This window comes from Serratia sp. BIGb0163 (assembly GCF_024809935.1).
In the GTDB taxonomy this organism is placed as follows: domain Bacteria; phylum Pseudomonadota; class Gammaproteobacteria; order Enterobacterales; family Enterobacteriaceae; genus Serratia; species Serratia quinivorans.
The window spans coordinates 1,290,880-1,316,798 of record NZ_JANUDZ010000001.1; the positions used below are offsets into that span (position 1 = coordinate 1,290,880).

Annotated in this window: 16 protein-coding genes; 4 read left to right on the forward strand and 12 right to left on the reverse strand. The window is 54.7% G+C overall.

The genetic code is table 11. The annotated features are described in order from the left end of the window. Positions 1-182: 182 nt before the first annotated feature. Together M2406_RS06295 and M2406_RS06300 are read right to left on the reverse strand one after the other, a co-directional pair. Positions 183-776, reverse strand: a complete 594-nt coding sequence (locus tag M2406_RS06295; RefSeq protein ID WP_115184674.1) for a tyrosine-type DNA invertase — start codon at positions 774-776, stop codon at positions 183-185. 120 nt (positions 777-896) lie between these two features. Beyond that, a complete protein-coding gene (locus tag M2406_RS06300; RefSeq protein ID WP_012145138.1) occupies positions 897-2,417 on the reverse strand; it encodes an aldehyde dehydrogenase family protein in 1,521 nt (506 codons plus the stop codon). A 279-nt stretch (positions 2,418-2,696) separates the two neighbouring features. On the opposite strand from M2406_RS06300, the gene M2406_RS06305 reads away from it, so the two are divergent. After that, positions 2,697-4,484 carry a sigma-54-dependent Fis family transcriptional regulator gene (locus tag M2406_RS06305; protein WP_259189309.1) on the forward strand — a complete coding sequence of 596 codons (1,788 nt, stop codon included), beginning with the start codon at positions 2,697-2,699 and terminating at the stop codon, positions 4,482-4,484. A gap of 43 nt (positions 4,485-4,527) precedes the next feature. Here the strand turns inward: M2406_RS06305 and M2406_RS06310 are convergent, their stop codons facing one another. The 4 genes from M2406_RS06310 to M2406_RS06325 form a co-directional block, all read right to left on the reverse strand. After that, a complete protein-coding gene (locus M2406_RS06310) occupies positions 4,528-5,454 on the reverse strand; it encodes an ABC transporter substrate-binding protein (protein WP_259189310.1) in 927 nt (308 codons plus the stop codon). A gap of 149 nt (positions 5,455-5,603) precedes the next feature. Beyond that, a complete protein-coding gene (locus M2406_RS06315) occupies positions 5,604-8,126 on the reverse strand; it encodes a heavy metal translocating P-type ATPase (RefSeq protein WP_259189311.1) in 2,523 nt (840 codons plus the stop codon). A 59-nt stretch (positions 8,127-8,185) separates the two neighbouring features. Next, a complete protein-coding gene (locus M2406_RS06320; RefSeq protein WP_259189312.1) occupies positions 8,186-10,279 on the reverse strand; it encodes an EAL domain-containing protein in 2,094 nt (697 codons plus the stop codon). A gap of 278 nt (positions 10,280-10,557) precedes the next feature. After that, positions 10,558-12,993, reverse strand: coding sequence for a glucose/quinate/shikimate family membrane-bound PQQ-dependent dehydrogenase (locus M2406_RS06325; protein WP_259189313.1), 2,436 nt, complete (start codon positions 12,991-12,993; stop codon positions 10,558-10,560). Between M2406_RS06325 and M2406_RS06330 the strand changes: the two genes are divergently transcribed. Beyond that, a complete protein-coding gene (locus tag M2406_RS06330; RefSeq protein WP_129939693.1) occupies positions 12,981-13,298 on the forward strand; it encodes a hypothetical protein in 318 nt (105 codons plus the stop codon). The two genes, M2406_RS06325 and M2406_RS06330, sit on opposite strands and share 13 nt — an antisense overlap. Before the next feature lie 92 nt (positions 13,299-13,390). Next, positions 13,391-14,908 (forward strand): alpha/beta hydrolase, encoded by a 1,518-nt coding sequence (locus M2406_RS06335; protein ID WP_259189314.1) that lies wholly within the window; start codon positions 13,391-13,393, stop codon positions 14,906-14,908. Between the two features lie 273 nt (positions 14,909-15,181). Here M2406_RS06335 and M2406_RS06340 read toward each other — a convergent pair whose 3' ends face one another. The 3 genes from M2406_RS06340 to M2406_RS06350 all read right to left on the reverse strand — a co-directional run bounded on the left by M2406_RS06340 (position 15,182) and on the right by M2406_RS06350 (position 19,073). Beyond that, positions 15,182-16,102 (reverse strand): LysR family transcriptional regulator, encoded by a 921-nt coding sequence (locus M2406_RS06340; RefSeq protein WP_259189315.1) that lies wholly within the window; start codon positions 16,100-16,102, stop codon positions 15,182-15,184. Positions 16,103-16,203: 101 nt separating this feature from the next. Then, a complete protein-coding gene (locus M2406_RS06345) occupies positions 16,204-17,676 on the reverse strand; it encodes an aspartate aminotransferase family protein (protein ID WP_259189316.1) in 1,473 nt (490 codons plus the stop codon). A 5-nt stretch (positions 17,677-17,681) separates the two neighbouring features. After that, the gene (locus tag M2406_RS06350; RefSeq protein ID WP_259189947.1) at positions 17,682-19,073 is read right to left on the reverse strand and encodes a diaminobutyrate--2-oxoglutarate transaminase; all 1,392 of its coding nucleotides are present in this window, start codon (positions 19,071-19,073) and stop codon (positions 17,682-17,684) included. 609 nt (positions 19,074-19,682) lie between these two features. Between M2406_RS06350 and M2406_RS06355 the strand changes: the two genes are divergently transcribed. Next, the gene (locus M2406_RS06355) at positions 19,683-21,557 is read left to right on the forward strand and encodes a diguanylate cyclase domain-containing protein (RefSeq protein ID WP_259189317.1); all 1,875 of its coding nucleotides are present in this window, start codon (positions 19,683-19,685) and stop codon (positions 21,555-21,557) included. A gap of 75 nt (positions 21,558-21,632) precedes the next feature. Here M2406_RS06355 and M2406_RS06360 read toward each other — a convergent pair whose 3' ends face one another. The 3 genes from M2406_RS06360 to hypF all read right to left on the reverse strand — a co-directional run bounded on the left by M2406_RS06360 (position 21,633) and on the right by hypF (position 25,838). Then, positions 21,633-22,139, reverse strand: a complete 507-nt coding sequence (locus M2406_RS06360; protein ID WP_259189318.1) for a hypothetical protein — start codon at positions 22,137-22,139, stop codon at positions 21,633-21,635. Between the two features lie 368 nt (positions 22,140-22,507). Continuing rightward, positions 22,508-23,539, reverse strand: a complete 1,032-nt coding sequence (locus tag M2406_RS06365; RefSeq protein WP_012145150.1) for a HoxN/HupN/NixA family nickel/cobalt transporter — start codon at positions 23,537-23,539, stop codon at positions 22,508-22,510. A gap of 1 nt (position 23,540) precedes the next feature. Next, on the reverse strand, positions 23,541-25,838 hold the full coding sequence (gene hypF / locus M2406_RS06370; protein WP_259189319.1) for a carbamoyltransferase HypF: 2,298 nt from the start codon (positions 25,836-25,838) through the stop codon (positions 23,541-23,543). Positions 25,839-25,919: the final 81 nt, after the last annotated feature.

Below are 25,919 nucleotides of genomic sequence, written 5' to 3' on the forward strand. Positions count from 1 at the left end.
AGCGTGGCGGGTAAAAAACAAACAGGGCAGTGAGCGAAACCGGGTTTTTATCAGGAAAGGAACGGGTAAACGGAGTGGGATATATCTTACTGATAATGTGATGTTTATTCGGGGGATGAAAAAAATACGACGGCGGTATTGACTTCTTTTCGGGTAATTCTTAGTTTATGTGTCAGTTTGGCTCAAAGTGTTACATTTTTTCGGCGTTTTTCCTCCCATAAGTCCCTGAATCGTCCGGCATTGGCGGCGGTGTACAGCACCGTGTGTTGAATGTTGCGATGCCCCAGATAATCCTGAATCACCCGCGTATCTGCGCCGTTATCCGCCAGCGCATAGCCACAGGCATGACGCAACATGTGCGGGTGCGCCTCGACCTCCAGCCCGGCCCGACGGCCATACTCACGCAACATACGAAAGATACGCTGACGCGACAGGCGATAACCCTTTTGTGACAGAAACAGCCAGTCCTGGTCGTCCAGGTTGCGGCAGGATTGGCGTTTTTCCAGCCAGCGCTGCAACAGGCGTTTCTCGGTGGTTTCCAGCGGGTGGGTGGTGGACAGGCCGTTTTTAAGACGGCTGATGTAAAGGCAGCCGTCGTCCATGTCGAGGTCGGCGAGGCGCAAGCCGGTGAGTTCGCTGACGCGACAGCCATGAATGAAACCCATCCAGATCAGGCAGGTGTCACGCTCGGGCGCCCGGCCGGCGGCGGCTTGCAGCAGCAGACGCCCGACTTCACCCCGGGTGAGGTGTTTGCGGTGCTGTGGTAATTTTATCAAAGTATTTTCCTCGAAAAGAAACGGCCGGCGGGTGCCGACCGTGGTCTGTCACAGACAGAGTGGGAGGAGTATAGCCTAACGTTACCCCGGCAACGGGGAATTGGCGTTCACGGCAAGCGCTTAAAACAGCCCAAGCGGTTTGGCATCGTAACTGACCAACAGGTTTTTCACCTGCTGGTAATGTGACAACGCCACTTTGTGGGTTTCGCGACCGACGCCGGAATTTTTATAACCACCGAAGGCGGCATGCGCCGGGTAGAGGTGATAACAGTTGGTCCAAACGCGTCCGGCCTTGATGGCGCGCCCCATGCGATAAGCGCGGTTAACGTCGCGGGTCCACAGGCCGGCACCCAGCCCGAATTCGCTGTCGTTGGCCAATGCCAGGGCTTCGGCTTCATCTTTGAAGGTGGTGACGCCAATCACCGGCCCGAAGATCTCTTCGCGGAAGAAACGCATGCTGTTGTTACCGGTGATCAGCGTGGGCTGCAGATAAAAACCGCTCTGCAACTGCTGCTCATGACTGGCGCGCTCGCCGCCAGCAATGATTTTGCCACCCTCGTTTTTGGCGATCTCGATATAAGACAGGATCTTGTCGAACTGCTGCTGGGACGCCTGCGCACCGATCATGGTGTCGGTATCAAAGGGGTCGCCCTGGCGAATGGTGGTGATACGCGCCAGCACTTTTTCCATAAATTGCGGGTAGATAGACTCCTGGATCAGGGCGCGTGAAGGGCAGGTACAGACTTCACCCTGGTTGAAGAAGCCGAGGATCAGCCCTTCAACCGCCTTGTCGATAAACTCCGGTTCGGCCTGCATGATGTCTTCAAAGAAAATATTCGGTGATTTGCCGCCCAGCTCCACGGTGCTCGGGATGATATTCTCCGCCGCGCAGGCCAGGATATGTCGGCCGACCGGGGTGGAGCCGGTGAAGGCGATTTTATCGATGCGCTTGCTGGTCGCCAGTGCCTCTCCGGCTTCTTTACCAAAGCCCTGAACCACATTGAGTACTCCGGGTGGCAGCAGGTCGCCAATCATTTCCAGCAACACGCAGATGCTGAGCGGCGTTTGCTCGGCCGGTTTGAGCACCACGCAGTTACCGGCAGCCAGCGCCGGAGCCAGTTTCCAGGCCGCCATCAACAGCGGGAAGTTCCAGGGGATAATCTGCCCAACCACGCCCAGCGGCTCGTAAATATGGTAGGCGACGGTGTTCTGGTCGATCTCTGCGGCGGTGCCTTCCTGTGCGCGCAGGCAACCGGCGAAGTAGCGGAAATGGTCAATCGCCAGTGGGATATCCGCGTTCAGCGTTTCGCGGATCGGCTTACCGTTGTCCCAGCTTTCGGTCAGCGCCAGCAGCTCCAGTTTTGACTCCATACGATCGGCGATCGCCAGCAATACGTTGGAACGCTCCTGTACGCTGGCCTTTCCCCAGGTTTCGGCTGCGGCATGGGCGGCATCCAGCGCCAGTTCGATATCTTTCGCGTCGGAGCGCGGAAACTCGGCGACAGTCTGACCGGTCATTGGGGAGGTATCGGTGAAGTAGTTGCCTGAAACGGGTTCGACAAATTTGCCGCCAATATAGTTGCCATAACGTTGTTTGAAAGAAACCAGCGAACCAGGTAAACCGGGATGAACGTATTTCATGTAAACACCTCTCAGGGGAACAGACTGTGTAGGGTTGTGCCCGACTGCGTGGCACCATCACAGTAACCCTAAGCATTGCCTGTGCCACATTGCGTCAGCGCCAGGCTTATAAAAATACAAAATGTTTAATATCAAGTTATTAAAGAATAAAAATGCCTGTCGATGGCAATAAAACCCCTGGCTTATTATTCATTTCTATTATTTTTTGTGTCCCATGTCGCAACGCATGCGACACATTCGTGATACAAAAATGCAACACTTTATTGACGGGAGTCGGGCATGTTGCAGAAAGACCAGACCGGGTTTGTCTCTGATAGCGATAACCTGTCTCTCCCTGGCCCCTTGTCAGAATCATGGCTGCGCAGTCGGCATTACGGCCTTGATCGGACCGACGATCTTGTCCCTTTTGTTCGGCCTGCGTTGCTCAATGAAGTCCGTGGGCAAAACGGTTGGGTGGCGCAACTGGCGCGGCCGTTGATCGAACGCCTGGGCGGCGAAATTAACCGGCAACCCTCAATAGTGGTGGTCTCCGATGCCAAGGGACTGGTGCTGGAAACCTGTGGCAATAGCCATTTTTTGCGTAAGGCGTCGCGTATCTCGCTGGCCCCGGGCAATTTATGGGGTGAACAGGCGCGTGGGACTAATGCCATCGGCACTGCGCTGGCATTGGGCGGTTTGTGTGAAGTTAATGGCGATGAGCACTTTCTCAATCAAAATGCCGGGCTTTACTGCTCAGCCGCGCCGATTTACCGGCCAGACGGCCTGATTGCCGGGGTACTGGACATCTCGACGCCCGCGCAACGGCCTTTTGGTGATGCGCGTTCATTGATCCTGCAGGCTGTCAGGCACATAGAACACCAGTGGGTGATGGGCTGCGTGACGTCTCAGCACTGGACGTTACGCCTGCACAGCGATGCGCGGGTGCTCGGCAGCGCCCATGAACTGATACTGGTGTTTCGCGACGAGATTCTCACCGCCGCCAACCGGCTGGCAATGCAGGAATTTAATCTCTCCGCCGCTTCTTTTGGCACCCTTGACTTCGCCACGCTGTTCCCGGAAATGCAGCGTCAGACGCTGAACGCGCCACGCCAAACGCTGGCGGTCAATAATCGCCACTATTATTCGCTGTTGCAGATGCCGGAACGGCATTCGCAGGTCGTCCGGCCTCGGGAATTGCCCTTTGATCGGGACGGTGCCGACAGACAAAAAGCATTACGTATTTTGAATGCCGGGCTGGCGCTGTGCATCAGTGGCGAAACCGGCTGTGGCAAAGAGTATTTTAGCCAACGGCTGTTCGAGGAAAGTCATCGGCGGCAGGGCAATTTTGTGGCGATCAACTGTGCTGCGCTGCCGGAAAACCTGATCGAATCAGAACTTTTTGGCTATGCGCCCGGTGCCTTTACCGGCGCTAATCCGAAAGGCTACCTCGGAAAAATCAGAGAGGCCGACGGTGGCGTACTGTTTCTGGATGAAATCGGCGATATGCCATTGAGTTTACAGACCCGGCTGCTGCGGGTGCTGCAGGAAAAAACGGTCACACCGCTCGGCAGCCGTCTCAGCTATGCCGTCGACTTTTCGCTTATTTGCGCGACCCATCAGGATTTGGCGCAGCAGGTGGCGGCGGGGGCGTTCCGTGAAGATTTGATGTACCGGATTCAGGAATTCAACCTGCGTATTTTACCGCTGCGCCAACGGGCGCACGTCGATCGTTTTATCCTTAATCTGTGGCGTGAATTGGGTGCGGAGTCTCGGAGTATCCGGCTGGCGCCGGAGACCGTCGCGGTGCTGGCTCGCTATCCGTGGCCCGGTAACGTTCGGCAGTTGTTGAGTACGTTGAAGGTGCTGTTGGCCCTGGCGGATGATGGCGAGCTGATTACGCCTGACGCACTCCCCGAGCAGTTTGGCGTCTTACCGCTGCCCGCTGATCCCCACGCCGCACCGCAGGAGATGCTGGACGCTATCCGAAGCGCTAATGGCAATATCAGCCTGGCGGCGAAACGGCTGGGTGTTTCACGCAGCACGCTTTATCGCAAGATGGAGAAAAGCCGTGGGCGGGCAGTAGAATGACCGCCCAATCGACAAGGCCCCTTTCAGGGCCAAGGCCGGAGGGTTAGTTGTCGCCCAGCCCCTGTGGATTAATTTCAGAATGTTCGATTTTCTCGTCGCTTTCCGCCCAACGATCCAACACTTTCAGGTAGCTACCGTTGGCGATAGCGCTATTAAGCGAAGCCTGCACCGCATCCACCAGGCCATTGCCTTTTTTCACCGTGACGGCAATGTTGGCGCTGCGTGGCCAGCCGCCCGGCACGATACCGACCAACGTGGTTTTACCGTTCAATTTTGCCTGGTATGCACCGGCGACGTTCGGCCCAAAGGTTGCGTCAGCCCGGCCGGACTGAATCGCCAGCGTGGCGGCCGCCTTGTCGGTCACGTAGATCGGCTGAAGGGCGGGTAGCCCCTTGGCCTGATTTTCTTTGTCCCAGGCCAGCAACACCGCCTCCTGATTGGTGCCGGAATCGACGATAATCTTCTTGCCGGCGATATCCGGTGCCGATTTTATCGAGGTGATTTTACTGCCGGTCTTAACGTAGAACCCCAGCGTATCCTGGCGATAAGTGGCGAAGTCGAACTTGGTCTTACGCTCTCGGGTCACGGTAATGTTATAAATCGCCGCGTCGTATTTGCCGGAAGTGACGCCCAGCGGCCAGTCTTCCCACGAGGTGGGTACCAGCTTGAGTTTCAGCCCCAGGCCATCGGCCACCAAGCGGGCAATATCCGACTCACTGCCGATCACCGTTTTATTGTCACGGGCGTACAGCCCAAACGGCGGGCCGCTGCCCAGTATCGACACGGCTACGGTCAATGTGCCCGGTTCGACAAATTTGAATCCGGCCGGGATTTTGGCGGCCGCTTCAGGGCTTTTTTGCGTATTGATCGGTGTTTCGTTGGCAACCAGGTCAATGCCCGGCGCGGCATGGGCCAGGGCGGAAAGGCTCAGGAGTGCCGCCGCTGCGGTGAGTTTTGCGCTATACATCATTATTATTACCTGCATTATTATGTGGTTGAGGCGGTCAACTCACTATCCTTTATGCCGCTAAATCTGTGAACGAACAAAATTGGCTAACTAATTTTAAAAATGGGGTGGTTGCGCGGCAGGCGGGAACGGGACCCGCCGACCGCGAACAATCAGCGCTGTTTGGCTTCGACCTTCATGGGCGCCTGGAAGCCTTTGAGCCGCAGCGCGTTGCCGAGCACAAAGACGCTGGAGAGCGCCATCGCCGCCGCGGCGAAGATCGGTGAAAGCAATGTGCCGTTCAGCGGGTAGAGCGCGCCGGCCGCGACCGGGATCAGCACCGCGTTGTAAGCGAAGGCCCAGAACAGGTTCTGCTTGATGTTGCGGATCGTCGCCTGGCTGAGGGCGATGGCATTAGGTACGCCACGCAGGTCGCCCGACATCAACACCACGTCGGCCGCCTCAATGGCCACATCGGTTCCTGTGCCGATGGCCAGGCCAACGTCGGCTTCGGCAAGTGCCGGTGCGTCGTTGATGCCATCACCCACAAAGGCCACCCGGGCACCGCCGCTGCGGAATTTCTTCAGCGCCGCAACCTTACCGTCGGGCAGAACCTCGGCTGCGACTTCATCAATACCAAGCTGTTTGGCGATCGCCGCAGCGGTGGCCGCGTTGTCACCGGTGATCATCGCCACCTTAAGGCCAAGCGCATGCAGCGCCTTGATTGCCTCCGGGGTGCTTTCCTTGATCGGGTCAGCGACCGCGATCACCGCCGCCAGACGGCCATCGATGGCCGCATAAAGTGGGCTTTTACCCTGTTCACCGAGGCGCTGGGCAGCCTGCTGGAATTGACTCACATCGAGGCCGAGCTGGGTCATAAAGCGGTCCGCACCCACGGCGACGGTGCGCCCAGCGACGCCGGCAGAGACGCCGAAGCCCGGTGTGGCATCAAAGCTTTCTATCGCGGCGAGCGTCATGTTCCGCTGCCTGGCCGCCGCCACAATCGCTTCGGCGATCGGGTGTTCGGAGCGAGTTTCCACTGCCGCCACCAGAGCCAGAACCTCATCGTATTCAAAGCCTTCGGCGGGCACCAGGTCAGTCAGTTCAGGGCGACCTTTGGTCAGGGTGCCCGTCTTGTCGAGCGCAATCACGCTGACATCACGCAGCGCCTGTAAGGCCTCGCCCTTTCGGAACAACACGCCAAGCTCGGCGGCGCGGCCGGTTCCGACCATAATTGAGGTTGGCGTAGCCAGCCCCATGGCACAAGGGCAGGCGATAATCAGCACCGCCACCGCATTAATCAGCGCAAAAGTCAGTGCCGGGGACGGGCCGAATACCAGCCAAACCAGGAAAGTCAGCGCGGCGGCGGCCATCACTGCCGGCACGAACCACATGGTGACCTTGTCGACCAGCGCCTGGATCGGCAGTTTGGAGCCCTGAGCTTCCTCGACCAGACGAATGATCTGCGCAAGCACCGTATTGGCACCGATTTTGGTGACGCGGAAACTGAAAGCCCCGGTTTTGTTGATGGTGCCACCGACAACAGCGGCACCCACGCCTTTTTGTACTGGCACCGGCTCGCCGGTGATCATGCTTTCGTCTACGTAAGAGGTTCCTTCGACGACTTCGCCGTCAACCGGCACTTTTTCGCCTGGACGAACCAGCACGATGTCACCGGGGGCCACCTGATCGAGCGGGATTTCGACGGTTTCGCCATTGCGCTCGACGCGTGCAGTCTTGGCCTGCAGGCCGACCAGCCGCTTGATGGCCTGTGAGGTACGCCCCTTGGCGCGAGCCTCTAAAGTCCGGCCAAGCAGGATCAGGGTGACGATGACCGCAGCGGCTTCGTAATAGACGTTGGCGGTACCCTGCGGCAGCACCTCGGGAATGAAAGTCGTCACCACCGAATAGCCATACGCCGCCACCGTGCCGACCGACACCAGCGAGTTCATGTCGGGAGCGCCGCGCAATAGCGCCGGGATCCCTTTGCGGAAGAAACGCAGCCCCGGCCCAAACAGCACCAGGGTGGTGAGAACAAATTGCAGATACCAGCTGGTTTGTTCACCCAGCACGCCCAGCACCCAGTGATGCACGGCGGGGATCAGGTGCGACCCCATTTCGAGAATAAACACCGGCAGGGTGAGGATGGCGGCAATCAGCAACGAGCGCCGTAATCCCCGGGCCTCATGCTCACGTCGCTCGGTATCCTGATCCTCTGTGCTGACGGTGGCGGTGGACAGGCGTCGTGGTCGGTAGCCTGCTTTTTCAACCGCGGCCTCAAGGTCTGTTATAGAGACGACACCGGCAAGATGACGCACCCACGCACGCTCGGTCGCCAGATTGACATTGGCCTCGAGCACGCCGGGTATTTGGTTCAGTGCCTTTTCTACCCGGCCGACGCAGGACGCGCAGGTCATTTCCTCTATCGCCAGCTCGGTAGTTTCCTCACGCACGCTATATCCGGCGTTCTCAATGGCATGGACTGCTGCCTGCGGGTCAGCCGTGCCGCTGAAGGTGAGATCGGCGCGTTCGGTGGCCAGATTGACCGAAGCGCTATCCACGCCGGGTACCGCCTTCAGCGCACGTTCGACACGGCCTACACAAGAGGCGCAGGTCATGCCTTCGACCGGCAGGCTCAGTCGGGCGACCGGGGCCATCGCCGGGGTGGAGTCGGGTTTGAGAGAAACGGAAGTCATTGAACTGTCCCTTATAGTGTCTGTTGGTGGAGAGCTTAAAGCTTCCCACCACGGGAAGGTCAAGCGGTTATTTTGGGGGCGGGTCTCTTTAACAACATACTGAGCGCACGGGGTGCCTCAACGGCCTGGCTAAACAGAAAACCCTGGCCCAAATGATAGCCGGAGTTGCACAGCGTTTGCCGCTGCTGTTCGGTTTCAATCCCTTCGGCAATGATATCGATGGATAATTTTTGTCCCAAAATGCCCATGCTTTCCACAATGCCTAGAATAGCCGTCTCGTTATTCATACGGCGGATAAAGTCGCGATCCAGTTTTATGCAGTCCAGTGGGTAGTTCATCAGGTGGGTAAAGGAAGAGTGCCCGGTGCCAAAATCATCAAGCGCAATCCGTATCCCCATTTCCTTGAGCATTTGCAAAGCCCGCAGCACATATTTCGAGCCATGCTTATTAAAGGCATGTTCGGTCACTTCCAGCTCAATCAGATGGTGAGGGATATTAAACATCTGCAAGCGCTGAAGGAATGTTTCGGCGTAGCTATCACGTAAAAATTCGATAGGGGAAGCGTTCAGCGACACTGGCAAAACTTCGGCACCAGAAGCAAGCCAGGCCGAGATATCGGCAAACACTTTCATCTGCATGGTTTCGCCGATTTTGGTTGCCAGTTCGTAATCGTTAAACGCTTCGCAGACGCTATCCGGCGTCTGGATGCCATTTTGCGGGCAATACCAGCGCAGCAGGGCCTCAAAGCCGACAATGGCACCGGTTGCCAGATTGACCTTGGGCTGATAGCTGGGGCGGATCTGGTTGTTACGCACAATTTGACGTGCGTGATTAAGCTGTGTCGCACGTTCCCTGGCCTTATCCATCATCTGCGGATTAAACATATAAACGCCGCCACGGCCGCCGTCCTTAAGCTCGTACAGAGCGGTATCGGCACATTTCATCAATTCTGACGCATCACGGGCATCCTGCGGGTAGAGGGCTCCACCAATGCTCATGCCGCAATGAAGTGCTTTACCGCCATGGGTAATTGGCGTTTCAAGCTGCAGCAGAAAGTTATTGGCGATTTTGAAGATATCCTGTTCGTTTTCGACGTCGCTGATCACTACCGCAAACTCATCGCCACCCAATCGGGAAACAAATGAGTTAGCGTTCAAATCGGCCTTGAGCCGCCGGGCCAATACACGCAACAGATGATCGCCGGCATCGTGCCCCAGGGTGTCGTTGACCAACTTAAAGTGATCGAGATCCAGCAAAATCAGCCCAAGCGATTTATTATTGGCCCGCGAGCGTTTCATTTCCTGTTTTAATCTTTTCTTGAATAATCGCCGGTTGGGCAAACCGGTCAGTTCGTCATATTCACTGGCGATCAGTAAGCGTTTTTCCGCTATCCGTTGAGAGCTGACATCGCGCGAAACGCACAATATATTTTGTATCCGGGCGTCCTTGTCGAACACCGGGCTAAGGATATTATCCCAATGCTGCAGTCTGCCATCCGGGGTGGCGCTAAGGCCGGCGAATCTGGCATTTTTCCCGCTCAGCACCTTGCGGAGCGCTTTTTGGCCACGCTGGCGAACTTCTGGCTGCAGCAGACCCAACCAGGGCATGCCAAACTGTTGCTGGTTCTCATCTACACCCAAAGCGATGCTGCCCGCTTTGTTCATATGCAGCAATGAACCATCATTATTAATCACTTTGATACAGTCGACACTGGCATCAAGCATATTTTTCTGCGCCGCCAGTTTTTCGGCAATGATTTGTTTTTCCAGCATTTGATGATGGATATCGGTACAGCTGAGAAACCAATGGTTATGCGCGGTATTCGGGGCTTTTTTTACACCGAACGACAGCAGAAACCAATGATACTCACCGCTGCAATGGCGCAGACGGGCTTGTTTAACGAAAGAAGTTGCGGTGGTCATTGCTTGCTGACACAACGAATCAACCAGGGCATAGTCATCCGGGTGCAAGGCCTTCAACCAGCCGGTATTCCGGTTATCATATGAAGACAGGCCGGAATACTCACACCACAATTTATTGAAATGTCCCCCGAGGCTATTACCTACGCCAATGAGATTCGGCAAACCGTCAAATATTTCATTAGCTATATCAAAAGGATGGTTGCCATCATTGCACTCGGGTAAAACACTCATTTGTCATTTCCTCTGAAAACCGCCGGACATTCATGCCAAAAAATATTTTGCCAGCGGCAATCATTATATAACCTGGCCTGCGCAATAAAAAACACCAGAGAGAATGAGATATAATCCCGGGTAACACATTAAGAATACTCTTGTATTGATGTTTTTTAACTCATCCGGTTTTCTCCGGCGGTTCTCACTGTTAAATATCATTAAACCGTTATGCCGACAGATATAAAAAAGCCCCCGTGATTAAGCGGGGGCTGGTTAATTATAGCTTATGGGAAAATTTATTTATCAAGCGCATAGGCAATCACGTAGTCACCACGGTCTGGCGACTGACGCGCGCCACCGGCGGAGATCACTACGTACTGTTTGCCGGTGACCGGTGAAATATAGCTCATTGGCGTGCCGCCGCTGCCAACAGGCAAGCGTGCTTTCCAGACTTCTTCACCGGTGGAAGAGTCAAATGCTCGCAGGTAGTAATCCTGAGTGCCGGCAATGAACACCAGGCCGCCCTGAGTCGCCAGCGTCCCGCCCAGCGTTGGCATGCCCACCGGCATAGGTGCGCGCATTTTGATGCCGAATGGCCCGGTATCCTGCACCGTACCGGCAGGGACTTGCCACACCACTTTCTGCGTTTTCAGATCGATAGCGGACAGGGTGCCGAAAGGCGGTTTCTGGCATGGAATGCCCAGCGGTGACATAAAGCGGTTCTTGTTCACGCCGTAAGGGGTACCTTTCAGCGGTACGGCACCCATCCCGGCGTTGACCGACTCACCGCCGTTGCTGGCCGGTGCATTGGCATCGGTTTTCTGCGGGATCATCTGTACCCACAGGCCCAGACGCATATCATTGGCAAAGATATAGTGGTTGTTTGGATCGGTCGACAGGCCGCCCCAGTTCATGCCACCCAGCGAGCCGGGGAAGCTGAGCGAGATATCCGTGTCTGGAGCGGTGAACAGCCCGTCATAACGCATCGATTTAAAGCTGATGCGGCACATCAGTTGATCGAACGGCGTTGCCCCCCACATGTCGGATTCGGTGAGTTTTTGATTGCCGATCTGCGGCATGCCGACAGAGAAGGGTTGAGTGGCCGAATATTGCTCGCCTGGGATGGAGCGGGTTTTCACCGGCAGCTCTTTAACTTCGGTCAAAGGTTTACCGGTATGGCGATCCAGCACGAAGAGCTGCCCGGTTTTGGCACCAATCACCAGCGCCGGTTTGCTGGTGCCATCCTTCATTGGGAAATCGATCAGGCTTGGCTGCATGGGCAGATCGAAGTCCCACAGGTCGTTATGAACGGTTTGATAAACCCATTTTTCTTTACCGGTGGTGGCATCCAGCGCCAGGATAGAGGCGCCGTATTTGTGATCCAGTGCGTTGCGGTTAGCGCCCCACAGGTCAACCGAAGAGCTGCCCATGGGCAGGAACACGGTGTTCATTGCCGGGTCATAGGACATTGGCGCCCAGGAGTTCGGCGTACTGCGCACGAAGGTCTGGCCCGGTTTCAATGCCGAATTCGGATCTTGATTACCCGGGTCGAACGCCCAGCGCATTTCGCCGGTGATCACGTCAAAACCACGCAGTACGCCACCGGGCATATCGGTTTGCACGTTATCGGCCACGCGGCCGCCGACCACGATGGTGGTGCCGGCCAGTGTAGGGGCCGAGGTCAGTTGGTATTTGGGATCTGCAGCATCACCCAAACCGGCCTTAAGATCGACCACACCCTGGTTGCCAAAGTTCTGACAGAACTCGCCGTTATCGGCGTTGATCGCCACCAGGCGCGCGTCGATGGTGTTCATCAGAATACGGCGCTGGCAACTGTCACCGGCCGCCAAAGTAGCAGGTATGGCCGGCGTTGAACCCGGTACCGTCGGTGCCGGTAGTGGCTTGGTGACATCAAAATAGGCCAGGCCGCGACAACGGTTCCAGACCTGAGATTTTGCGTTGATCTCACGCTGCCAAATTTCTTTGCCGCTGTCGGCATCGACGGCGATGACATTGTTATGCGGCGTACACAGGAAGACGCGGTTGCCGATTTGCAGCGGCGTTTGCTGATCTTCCGCACCGTTGCCGTCCGGGCTTAGTGGAGTATCGCCAGTGTGGAAGGTCCAGGCGACTTTCAGCTCTTTAACATTGTCGCGGGTGATTTGATCCAACGCTACAAAGCGGCTGCCGCCTGGGGTGTTGCCGTAGTTGTCCCAGTCTTTCTGCTGTTTGGCTTTATCCACCGGGATCAACGGCAAGGGTTTTCCGCTGAAAGCAACGGTAGGGTGCGGCTGGAACATCTGCACAAAGGTGCCAACCATGCCAACCGCCAGTACCGCGCTGAGCAGGTAGGACAGCTTCGCCAGCGGCGCCTTGCCTTCCGATTTACGCAGCGTTGGCCAGCCAAGCAAGGCCAGTAGCATCAAACCGGTAGGGACCATTAAGCGCGAAACCAGTGGCCAGAAATCGAAACCGGCATCGTACACCGACCAAATCAGCGTGCCGATAAACACCAGCAGGAACAGCCCCACCGCGGAAGATTTACGGCGGAAGAATTGCACTGCGGCAAGCAGGGTGACGATACCGGCAACCAGGAAGTAACAGCTGCCCCCCAGCGAGACTAATTTACCGCCGGCAATGGCAAAGAATAAGCCGACCAGGGTCAGGATTATCCCCAATAAACAACACCATAGTTTAAGTTTTATACCCGGACGGGTATTTGATTCAGGCATGGCTGACAGACTCCAAGATAATGTTTTTCTTCATGTTTACCTCGAGTGATCGCGGTCTTGCTGTTCCCTGGCAGGATAAAGGTGCAGAGCGTAAATCAAACGATGGGATTTCGCTATTGTACCATTTGATTCGTTATGAGGTTAAGGATATGTTGCTTGTTGCGGTAAATATTAGCCCGAATTGCAACAAATGCAGCGGGGAACTCTGTGAGCTACACGGTGGGAGCCTGGTAGCCGAAGTCCATCCCGAGGGTGGGATGCTGTTCAAGCTTCGCCTGCCGATCAAAAAACACGCGTTTATTTAGTTTCTTAAATTTACCGCTGATGGTTTAGGTATATAACTAGGTCGTGAGCAAGTTACAGACTTAATTCTGCTTTATCTGACCGAGGTGGTGATGTGAGGTTGTTGAAAATAGCTTTTGTTGTCGGCATGTTTTCCCCCTGTGCGGCTTTTGCCAGTGAGGGGCCAGCTCAGGTTAAGCCGATAAATTGGCAATCCTGTGATAATGGCCAATTTAATCCATGGTTCGACGGACAAGAAATTCCCGAACGTCTGCAGTGCGGTTATCTGGAAGCCCCGTTGTCCTATGCTGGCGATGAAGAGAATGAAACCGTCAAAATAGCGGTCACGCGTTTACCCGCGACCGGCGAAAAACAGGGCAGCCTGCTGTCTATTACCGGTGGCCCGGGAATGGCGGGGATAGTAGTTCCTTTCGAAGCGGACACGTTAAATGAAAATTTCGATATTATTGGCTATGACCCACGCGGTGTAGGGCAGTCCCGGCCAAAAATATCCTGCCCAGCAAAGCCGGATAATGATACCGATGCTGAACCTGATACTCTGACGCTTGAGCAACAAAATGCCGATTGGGTAAAAGGCTGTATTACTAACACCGGACTTAATGTATTAAAACATCTGGGTACCGATGAAGCGGTCAATGATGTGGATAGGCTTCGGGCGGTGCTGGGGGAAGACAAACTGAGTATTATCGGCTTATCCTACGGTACCCAGGTGGCGCAAATATATGCAGAACGCTTCCCGGATAAAGTGCAAGCCATGGTATTGGACGGCGTCGTCGACATCACGGAGGATGCTTACACCAGTGATTACAAACAGGCCCTGTCGTTCCAAAGAACCTTTGAGCAGTTTGCGCTCTATTGTGAGCAAAAAAACCAATGTCAGTTAAATAAAGCCAATGCCACGGAGATCTATCACGGGTTACTTAAAAAGGTGGATGAACTGGCGCTGACTGATAAAAACGGCGAGGAGATCAACGCGGATAATATCGTTCGCGTTACCACCAGCACCCTGTATTCATCCGAGGATTGGCCTGCGTTGGCAAAACTGTTGCGCTCTATCGATAGCGACAAATTCGACTTCAAAACGCTGGCATCATTGGATAATACCCTGAGTACGGAGGCGGTCCCCCAGCCAAGAGCCGCCCGCATGCCTGGTAATAACAGGGAATCGGACGATAAAAGCCAGGCAGATCAAGAAGCTGACAATTTAACGGTCATTTCCTGTGCGGACTCCGCCAATCCGGGGGGCGATCTGGAAAAGAGCCGGTTAAAAGAGCAAAAATTGCAGGAGGCTTCGGCATTCAGTAACTATCCCGGCAAGCAAGAATGGCCACGTAATATTTGCGATACCTGGCCCTTTAAAGGAAAGCTACAGCCGCATACGCCGGTAGCCTCATCCAAACTGCCGCCATTATTATTTGTCGCACAGCGTTTTGACCCGGCTACCCCTTATGAGGGAGCCAAAAAGATAGCAAAAGATTTTAATGCTCCGATCATTAGGGTAGAAGGGGACGGACATACCCTCGCACTTACCGGACTGAATCAATGTGTTGATGATGAGGTTATTGATTACTTTATTAACCCTGAGAAAATCAGGGCAAATAAAAGCTGCTAGTGTTTATGAACAGCTAATATACAAAACCCAGGTTGTATTTGGTGTTATTGATATCTCTGGCCCGTTAATCGGGCCTTTTCGGTTTATTTAGTTACATAAGGTTAAATGTTTTAATTTGTTACGTTATTATTAGTATTCCGCTATGCAGTGCTTCGGTTGATTGGGCGTCATCGTTTTAATGTACTGCATAGTGGGCACTATTAAATCTGGCTTTATTCTTAAGTAATAAATCAATAATCCCCCCCGGCCCCGATGAATAATTTTCAGTACAACTCAATCATTTATCGTCGCGAAACGCTGTTTAACCACGCCTAACACCCATTGTCGCAGCCAACGATGGGCTGGATCGGCTTCTAAACGCGGATGCCACATTTGTGAAACGGTAATGCCCTGTGTTTTTACCGGCAGTTCAAACGCATAAAGTGTGGTGCCAACCGGTTGGTTGATCAGGAAAGAGGCGGGGACCAATGCCACTAAATCAGAGGCCTGAGCCACCGCCAGCGCGGCGGGAAAACTCGGGACTACGGCGGCCACCTTGCGTTCCAGTCCTAATTCGGCCAACGCCTGGTCTACTGGCCCGGTTAATAGCCCACGGCGCGAGGCAACCACATGACCACAGGCGGCATACTGTTGGGCAGTAATTTCGGTCTGCTGCTCAAACGGATGGCCTTTGCGGACTACCGCGACAAATCGGTCACGGAACAGGGTCTGTAATCGAATCTCCGGCCCCATTTCCCCCAGCACGCCAATCTCAAGATCGACCAATCCTTCGCGCAAATGGGTGGAGCTTTTCTCTGGCTTGGGGGCAAAACACAGGCGTACCAAAGGGGCTTCCTTTGCGGCTGCTGCGATCAGCACGGCGCCAAAGGCTTCGACAAAACCCTCGTTGGCGCGCAGGGTAAAGGTGCGTTCCAGAGTAGCTAAATTCAGTTCTGACACCGAGGGGCGCAATACCGAACGGGCTTCAAACACGGCGTTTTGCGTCCGCTCGCGTATCTCTTCGGCATAGGGCGTCAACACCATTTTGCGACCAGCGCGCACCAATAAGGGATCGCCGGTGACCGCTCGCAGGCGGCTAAGCGTGCGGCTCATCGCAGAGGCGCTTAATTTAAGACGGCGGGCAGCACCCGCGACGCTGCCCAGGGAAAGCAGGGCATCGAGAGAAATCAGTAAATTAAGATCGGGATCTGTCATGTCGGGCATCCTGAGCAGGCAATAACGGAAGGCGTCTGGTGCAAAAAAGCCGATAACCCGTAAAGGCTATCGGCTTTTGGCTGCCGGTCAGGGCAGGTGGATTAGGCGGCAGGCAACTGCTGCGCGGTTTTTTCCACCAGTGCCAGCAGGACTTTGATATCGTCCAGGCTGACCGTTGGGTTTAACAACGTCATTTTCAGGCTGGTTACGCCATTAAATTCGGTCACCCCAACGTTGGCACGTCCTGACTCCAGCAATGCATCACCAATTCGCTGGTTCAGCAGTGCTACTGCGGCATCGCTGCTGGCGGCTAATGACTGCGGACGGTAGCGGAACAGCACACTGGCCAACTGCGGTTGCATCACCAGTTCCAGCGCCGGTTGGTCGCCGATATAGTGAGCAACCTGTTGCGCCAGCGTCACGCCGTGATCGATGATCGCAGCATATTGCTGTTGCCCTAATGCCTCCAGCCCCATCCACAGTTTTAACGCATCAAAACGGCGGGTGGTCTGCAAGGATTTGGACACCAGGTTAGGCACGCCCTGAGCTTCGTCGAATTCGGAGTTCAGGTAAGCCGCCTGATAGCGCATCAGCTCATAGTGACGAGCTTCTTTCAGCAAGAAGGCACCGCAACTGATGGTCTGGAAGAACTGTTTATGGAAGTCCAGGGTAATGGAATCCACTAATTCAATGCCGTCCAGATAGTCACGGTACTTCTCGGAAAGCAGCAACGCGCCACCCCATGCCGCATCAACATGCACCCAGATCTGGTGTTCTGCCGCCAACTGCGCAATCGCACGCAGCGGGTCGATAGCTCCGGCATCGGTGGTGCCAGCGGTGGCGACGATCGCCAGGATCTGTTCGCCATTGGCCTGGGCTTGCGCCAGTTTTTCGGCCAGGTCGTTCACATCCATTCGTGCGAATTGATCGGTTTTCACCAGCGTCACGGATTGATAACCCAGGCCGAGCAACGCCATGTTCTTTTGCACCGAGAAATGGGCATTCTCAGAACATAAGACTTTAATCTTGCGCAGGTTACCGACCAGGCCATCCTGTTGCACAGAGTGGCCCTGTTTGGCGAAGAAGGCATCGCGTGCCAGCATCAGGCCCATCAGATTGCTCTGGGTACCGCCGCTGGTGAACACGCCCGCATCGCCAGGCTGATAACCGACCTGGGTACGCAACCACTCGATCAGCTTCATCTCGATGATGGTGGCTGACGGGCTTTGATCCCAGGAGTCCATGCTCTGGTTGGTGGCGTTGATCAGCACTTCCGCGGCCTGGCTAATCACCAGGCTTGGGCAATGCAAATGCGCGACGCACTGTGGGTGATGTACCGACAGGCTGTCTTTTAAAAAGTACTCAATCGCGCGTTCGATCGCCGCCTGGTTGCCCAGGCCCTGCGGATTAAAATCAAGCGTAATGCGTTCACGCAATTCGGCAACGGTTTTCCCCTGATACATCTCGGGTTGTTGCAGCCACTGCACTACCGCCTGGCTGCTTTGCTCGATCGCTTGCTGGTAGGCTTCGGTGCTTTGCGCCGAAGCGGCCAGAATCGGGTTTAACCGGGACATCGAATTCACTCCATACCTACAGGCTTGACGCCGGCGGCTAACAGGGCCTGTTCAAATTTATCCAGGAAAATGCCCAGTTCGTCGTTGGTGATCAACAGCGAAGGCAGCAGACGCAGTACGTTGCCGTTACGGCCGCCACGCTCCAGGATCAACCCGGCTTCGAAACATTTCTTCTGCAGCAGGGCAGACAATTGCGGGTCCGCCGGGTAACAACCCATATGATCCTGGGCTTCACCTGGTTTAACGATTTCCATGCCGATCATCAAGCCCAGGCCGCGCACGTGGCCAATGGCCGGATAACGTTTTTGCAGCTCGGCCAGTTTGGCTTTCAGCCATTCGCCTTGTGCGGCGACCTTACCGGCCACGTTGTGGTCTTTAAGATGCTGCAGGGTAGTCAGGCCGGTGGCCATCGCCAGTTGGTTACCGCGGAAGGTGCCGGTATGGTGGCCAGGTTCCCAGGCGTCAAATTCTTTCTTGATACCCAGAACGGCCAACGGCAAGCCGCCGCCCACCGCTTTGGACATCACGATGATGTCCGGCTCAATACCGGCGTGTTCGAAGGCGAACAGTTTACCCGTACGGGCAAAGCCGGCTTGAACTTCGTCGATAATCAGCAGAATGCCGTGTTCCTGAGTGACCTTGCGAATGCGCTGCAACCATTCGACCGGCGCCGGGTTGACGCCGCCTTCACCCTGAACCGCTTCCAGGATGACTGCCGCAGGTTTGCGCACGCCGCTTTCGACGTCATTAATCAGGTTTTCAAAATAGTAAGTCAGTGCCTTAACGCCAGCTTCGCCGCCGATACCCAGCGGGCAGCGGTACTCATGCGGGTAAGGCATAAACTGGACTTCCGGCATCATGCCGTTAATCGCTTCTTTCGGTGACAGGTTGCCTGTAACTGCCAGCGCGCCATGGGTCATGCCATGATAGCCGCCGGAGAAGCTGATCACGCCAGAACGGCCGGTGTGCTTTTTCGCCAGTTTCAGAGCGGCTTCAACCGCGTCTGCGCCCGAAGGGCCACAGAACTGCAGGCAGTATTCCTGGCCCTGTCCTGGCAATAAAGAGAGCAAATAAGCTGAGAACTGATCTTTCAACGGCGTTGTAAGATCGAGGGTATGTAACGGCAAGCCGCTGGTAATGACATTTTGGATGCTTTGGAGGATGTCAGGATGGTTATGACCCAGAGCCAGCGTACCCGCACCAGCCAGGCAATCAAGATATTGATTATTCTCAACATCGGTGATCCACACGCCTTGGGCTTTCGCAATTGCCAACGGCAATTTACGGGGGTAACTCCTGACATTCGATTCAAATTCGGCTTGTCTCGCCAAATATGTTTCGTTGTTTACATTTTCTAAATTCACACCGAAATTATCAATACGGACTTTATCCGTCATCATATCTCTCCTACAACTGGGGGTATCAGTAACGCCCTAGTTGAATTATTAAAATGAATAAGTAACTACCGTGAAAAAACGCGCCCAATATATGGCTTTTTACCCCCCGGCTCAATAGTTATTTAGCCGCATGAAATTTAATGTTTTTTCTATTAAAAACAATAAATTGCTGGTTTATTGGCCAATAATCCTGCCGTATGGCCGTGACAGGGGAGTTGACAAGGCACGTAATGCTACCGCAATAAAAGTAGGGGTACTGGCCCAATGCATTTATTTTGCTGACAATTTTCTGATTGTCGTCGGATTGACGTCTGGGTGTTTTTTAAGCAATAACTTATTATAAATAAATCGTTGCTTAGAAATTAACCGACTTAAGGCTGGTATACCCGGAGGGAAAGCAGGGTCTATGGTCGTTGAACTTAAAATCGAGGGTTTTATTGACGTTTAGTCGGCATGATTAATTCCTCCCAAGGGTCAGTAAAACCAGCAGAACCGTCTAAGCTGAATGAAATAAGTCATTTACGGTGCGGTGTTAAGCCATTAAAGGTAACGGCTAGCCATGCAGGTTGTGAATCAGCATCGCCCAGAAAGGATAAGCCGGAGCAACCTATGTACGAACCCTGTTTTCCAGAAAATGAAACCGAACGGCTGTCGGTTCTGCATTCACTCAACGTACTGGACACGAATTCGGTAGAGAAATTAGATCGGGTCACGCGCCTGGCCGCCAAATATTTTGGCGTCAGTATTGCCCTGATTTCCTTGATCGATCGTGAGCGCCAATGGTTCCTTTCTCGCTCGGGTTTGGAGGCACGGGAATCGCCACGCAATATTTCGTTTTGCGGACACGCCATTTTGCAACGTGATGCGTTGGTGGTGCCCGATACCGCGGCCGATCCACGTTTCTTCGACAACCCCTTGGTCACCGGCGGGCCCAAAATCGGTTTTTATGCCGGGCAACCCTTGTTGTCTCTGGATGGTCTGCCGTTGGGCACCCTGTGCATTATCGACGGTCACCCACAGGCGTTCTCTTCAGAGATGGTGCATGATTTACGCGATTTTGCCGCCGTTATCGAAGAGTATTTGCACAGTATTGAGCGTGATATTTATACCGAGGCTCTGAAATCAAACCTGCAACGTAGCGAAGCCTTATTTGAACAGACCTTTTCACAAGCGGCAGTGGGCATGGCCCTGGTCTCATTAGAGGGATATTGGCTGCGGGTGAATCCGCGGCTCTGTGAAATGTTGCAGTACTCTGAACGGGCACTGCTGGAGCGTACCTTCCAGGACATCACCTATCGCGAAGACCTGCACAACGACCTCGGGCTGCTGCACCAGTTATTGGCCAATGAAATAGACACCTATTCGATGGAAAAGCGCTATATCCGCGCTGATGGCTCAAGGATTTGGGTTCAGCTTACCGTGTCGCTTAATCGCTTGCCCAATGGTGAGCCTCATCATTTTATCTCGGTTATTGTCGATATCAGCGAGCGCAAAGCGGCAGAGGCCGACCTCTACACTCTGCAACATGAGCTCGAAGACAGGGTAGTGACACGTACCCGTGAGTTGAATTTTGCCGTTAATAAACTCAATCACGAGATTGCCAATCGGGCACTCACCGAGCTGCAACTGAGTAGTGAAAAAGAACGCCTGCGGGCCATTACCGATAATATGCCGGCCTTGATCAGTCAGATCGACGCCAATGAGCGTTATCTGTTTGCCAACAGCGCTTACAAAAGCTGGTTCGGTCTGGATGAATCTCACCTCAGCGCGATGACCGTACAGGCATTTATGGGCGACGAGGCTTATGCCTCAGCCAAGCCGATGATCGAGCGGGCGTTAAAGGGGGAAACCGTCAGTTTTGAGAACGAACTGCAAACGCGCCAGGGGACAGCGATCATTCATAACACCCTGGTACCCAGCGAAACCCGGGGCTTTTATATTCTTTCCATGGATATTACCGAGCTTAAACGTTTGCAGCGGCGGTTAGAGTACGACGTTTCTCATGACATGCTGACCGGGTTAACCAATCGGCGAGCTTTCTTGCTCCGGTTAGGCGCGACGCTGCAGGCTTGTTGCCCACAGCAGCAGATGGCGTTGCTGTTTATCGATCTTGATGGTTTCAAAACGCTTAACGACAGTTTTGGCCATGATTTCGGCGATCTTATCCTGAAAACCTTCGCCGAATTGCTCAGTGTCTGTGCCGGGCCTCATCACAGCGTTTCGCGCCTCGCCGGCGATGAGTTTACTGTCATTCTCTGGCCTTTGGCGCATCCGCAGCTGCAGGTCAGCGCGTTTTGCGAGAGCGTGTTGGCCAGGTTGGCGGCAACGGAACGGGTCGGTAATCAAAACGTGAGACTTTCTGCCAGTATCGGTGCAGCCATTACTTCTGGCGACGATATGAGCGCCGAAGCCCTGCTGACCAAAGCGGACGATGCCATGTATCAGGCCAAATCCGCCGGCAAAGGGACCTATGCCATCCGTTAATGCGAGCCTGCGCTGGGCAGCCCAACCAAGGAGAGCTGGGCTGCCGTTAAAGGCAATCAAAGTGCCAAGCCGTCTTCAAAGCAATTCAGTGATAATAACCTCGACCACATTGGGCAGGTTCACGGGTTTTACTGAAAAAAGCGAATTAAAGACGTCGGCATTGCCGCCTTTGGTCTCTGCGTATTGATGCCAACGTTGATTTAAAACAGCGTGTTCAAATGAGGTGACGATGCGTACGGTGTGGTTAAGGTAGGTCTGAATAACATAAGAGGTGTCTGAAGAGAAATAAATGCAGCATGCGTGAGTGTAATTCCAGTCATTGTAGTTGAGCAGTATATTAACCAGATCGCCATTCTTATATTTTTTAAGTTCGTCTCCGGTCAGGTTATTGACGTTGATTCTGTACATTTTATCCGTGTCTTTTCCTCCGGCCTTTTCATAAACGGCTCCTGCAAAAGGGACGCAACCAATTGACCCGTCAGTAGTTTTATCAGAGTTTAAATTAGCGATTCTTATTGCGGAGTGAAGTTCTTCTAACGCCGCATTGATGGCATTAGTCATCTGTGTTTTATCAATGGACATAATATCACCTGTATTAATGAGTTAGGATCGGATATTGCCTGTAGCTCGGACGTGGCGAGTAACATGCGAATGCTGTTTTAAACTGGAATAATAATGGCTAACAAAGATGGCGACTAACTTTAGTTTTATTTAGTCGCTAGTGAATTGCAACAGTAATAAACATAGTCTGAATCTCAATGGTACGTCATTTTTTCTTAAGTGTTTTTTATTGTAATTTTTGGTTATTTAAATAACTCATTGTTATTGGTTGATAAAGATAATATGCGTGGCAGGTTGATTAATATCCTGGGTTATAATATTAACTGAAAGGATTTAATAACCAATGCAGTGTTTTTTACTGGCAGCCTCGGTGGCTGCCGGTAAGGGGACTAGAGGGTCAGCGAGTCATAGTTTTTGCGGCGGTAATTCAGCGCGGACAACGCCCACAGCACCACAAATAATGCGATAGCGGCGTAACCCACGCTACCCATATGGTCATTGAGGACTTCAACACCGCGCCACAGCCCGCCTTGTAACCCAAGTTTGTCGACCAACAACCCCAAACCTTCCAGGCCACCGATCACCAGAGCAATAGCCACGCTGGTGGCGGTAATGGTCATGTTGTAATACAGCTTGCGGATCGGTTTATTGAAGGCCCAGCCATAAGCGCCGACCATCACAAAATTATCCAGCGAGTCAATCAACGCCATGCCGCTGGCGAACAGCAACGGGAACAACATAATCGACCAGACCGACAGGCCGGAAGTGGCACCGGCTGCGGAGATGCCCAACAGGCCGACTTCGGTGGCGGTGTCAAAACCCAGGCCAAATAAAAAGCCGACCAGATACATATGCCAGCTTTTATTCACCAGATTAAAAGCGAAGCGATACAGACGTGTCATCACGCCGCCGCTCCCGTTAACCAGCAGGGCGACATCTTGTTCCACCAGTTTTTCCCCGCGTTTCACCTGGCGGAAAATTCGGTAAACATCACGGAAAATCAGCCAGTTCAACAGCGCCATGGCCAACAGGAACAGCGAGGAGATCAGCGTGCCCAGTGTCGCGCCGTACTGATGCAGCCAGCCAATACGATCGCCAAATGCCAATGAAGTGGCGGCAATGGCGATGCAGGCCAGGATCACAATGCTGGAGTGGCCCAAAGAGAAGAATGCGCCGACGGAAACCGGGCGCTGGCCTTGCTGCATCAGTTTGCGGGTGACGTTATCAATAGCGGCGATATGATCGGCATCTACCGCATGACGCAGCCCGTAGCCATAAGCCAGCAAAGCGGCAGCGATTAACGCCGGGTAGTGATGGAATGCGGCAAAAGCCGCTCCCCAGGCCAACAGGTTTAGCGCCACCAGCGCCAGTAATAGCCAAAAGGCGCGGGTATGGGTGTGGAAAAACTCGCGGTTTACCATGTCAGGTCCTGTCAAAGGTGGAAGAAGAAGCCGGAGAGTGTTGGGCGCAAGCGACCAGCGCCTGGCCCAGCGCCAGCCCGCCATCACCTGCAGGCAGTTGCTGTGGCAGCAGTATCTGCAAAGGGGCCAGATGGTGCTGCAGGCGTTGACGCAGCAGGCGGTTATGCAGCACGCCGCCGCTCAACGCCACATGGCCAATGCCATACTGCAGGGCAAAATGCTTGGCCAGACTGGCAAAACCCTGCGCCAGCGCATCGTGAAAGGCCCAGGCCTGTTGCGAGGCAGGCGCTTGCCAGGCCAGCCAGCGTTGCCAGAACGCGGCAAGATCAAATTGCTCGCCTGTCAGTGACAATGTCACCGGGTGTGGGCAAGGCCCACTTTGGTGCGCCAGCGCCTCAAACCGGCTGGCTGCTTCGCCTTCCCAACTTTGTTGTGTCGGAGCACAGCCCAGGGTGGCGGCGGCAGCATCAAACAAGCGGCCACAGGAGGAGGCCAGCGGGGCATTAATACCGGCCTTAATCGCTTGCAGCAGCGGTCGCCATGGGGAAGCCAACAGCCGTTCGGCCTGAGGGTAGCTTTGCCAGTCCGGTACGAAGCGCGCGAAGTGCGCCAACTGATTGCGCCAGGGTTGCTGAGCCGCAAGATCGCCACCGGGCAGCGCCACCGCGGGCAATCCCCCCAGATGACGACAGCGGCGGTAATCAACCAGCAGACACTCGCCGCCCCACAGGGCGCCGCCCTGACCATAACCGAGACCATCCAGCGCCAGGCCAATCACGGCACCGCCTTCCAGTGGCCAACGGTGCTCGGCCAGACAAGCGGCCAGATGCGCATGATGATGCAGCACCGGGGTCACCGGCAGTGACTGCCGGGCCGCCCATTGGTGGCTGACATAACCGGGATGGGCATCGCTGGCCAGCCGCTGCGGCTGGCAATGGTATAACCCGGTAAAGTGCCTGATGGCCTGTTGCCACTGTTGCTGAATATCCTCTTGCTCCAAATCGCCAAAGTGCGGGCCGAGCAGGGCCTGATTTCCCTGAACCAGGCAAAAGGTATTTTTGCGATCGCCGCCCACCGCCAGCAGGGCCTGCTGAGCAGGGAAACCGGGCGGCAGCGGCAGGGCGTCGGGAACGAACCCGCGCGCCCGGCGCAGCATTTCATGGCCTTTGGGGAGCAAACGCACCAGTGAGTCGTCAGCGCGTTGCAGGATCTCGCGATCGTGCATCAGCCACAGATCGGCAATGCCGACCAAATCAGCCAATGCCTGCTCATTGGTTAACGCCGGAGCACGGCCAGCGGCATTGCCTGAGGTCATCACCAGGGGACGCTGTATCGCCTGCATCAATAAATGTTGAATCGGGTTGGCGGGTAACATCAGGCCGACTTCATCCAACCCCGGAGCCACGGCGGCAGACAGCGGCGAGTAAGGGGATTGGGGGACCAGCACCACAGGCGCGGCGGGTGAAGTTAACAATGCCTGTAATTGCGCCAGGCTAACGCCACTTACGCAGCGTACCAGCCAGCCGGCATCCGGCAGCATCACCGCCAGTGGTTTGCCCGGCCGCCGTTTACGCAGGCGCAGCCGTTCGACGGCCTGAGTGTTGGTGGCGTCGCAGGCCAGATGAAAACCGCCCAGGCCTTTGATCGCCACAATCTGCCCGGCAGCCAACGCAGCAACGGCCTGTTGCAACGCTTCATCCCCCAGATGCTGCGACTGCCCTGGCGCCAGACAGCTAAACAGCTGTGGGCCGCAATCACTGCAGGCCACCGGTTGGGCATGAAAACGTCGGTCCTGCGCAGAATGATATTCCCAGGCGCAGTGCGGACAGAGGGTGAAGGGCGCCATGCTGGTTGCCGGGCGATCGTATGGCATGGCGCGAATAATGGTAAAGCGCGGGCCGCAATGGGTGCAGTTGATAAAGGGATAACGGTAACGCCGATCCTGCGGATCGTTCATTTCCCGCAAACACTGTGGGCAGGTCGCGGCATCCGGCACGATCTGGGTTGCCATGGCGCCACTTTGGCTGGGGCGGATACTGAAATCGGTGGGGGCTTGCAACCAGGTAAACGAACGCTGCTGAATGCGGTCGATTTGTGCCAACGGTGGCGCCTGGTGATGTAATACGTGCAGGAGTATCTCAAGATCGACAGGTTGCACCAGGCGAATTTCCACCCCGGCGCTGTCGTTCCAGACTTCACCACGCAGGTTGAGCTGTTCGGCCAGTTGCCAGACAAAAGGCCGGAAGCCGACGCCCTGTACCTTGCCGCTGATGCGCAGCAGTAATCCTGAATGGGACACTTTTTATTACTCTCTGTGGTTTTTGTAGGGGCGCTGTATGCTGCGCCCGGGTGAATCGGGGCGAATTCCTTCGCCCCTCTA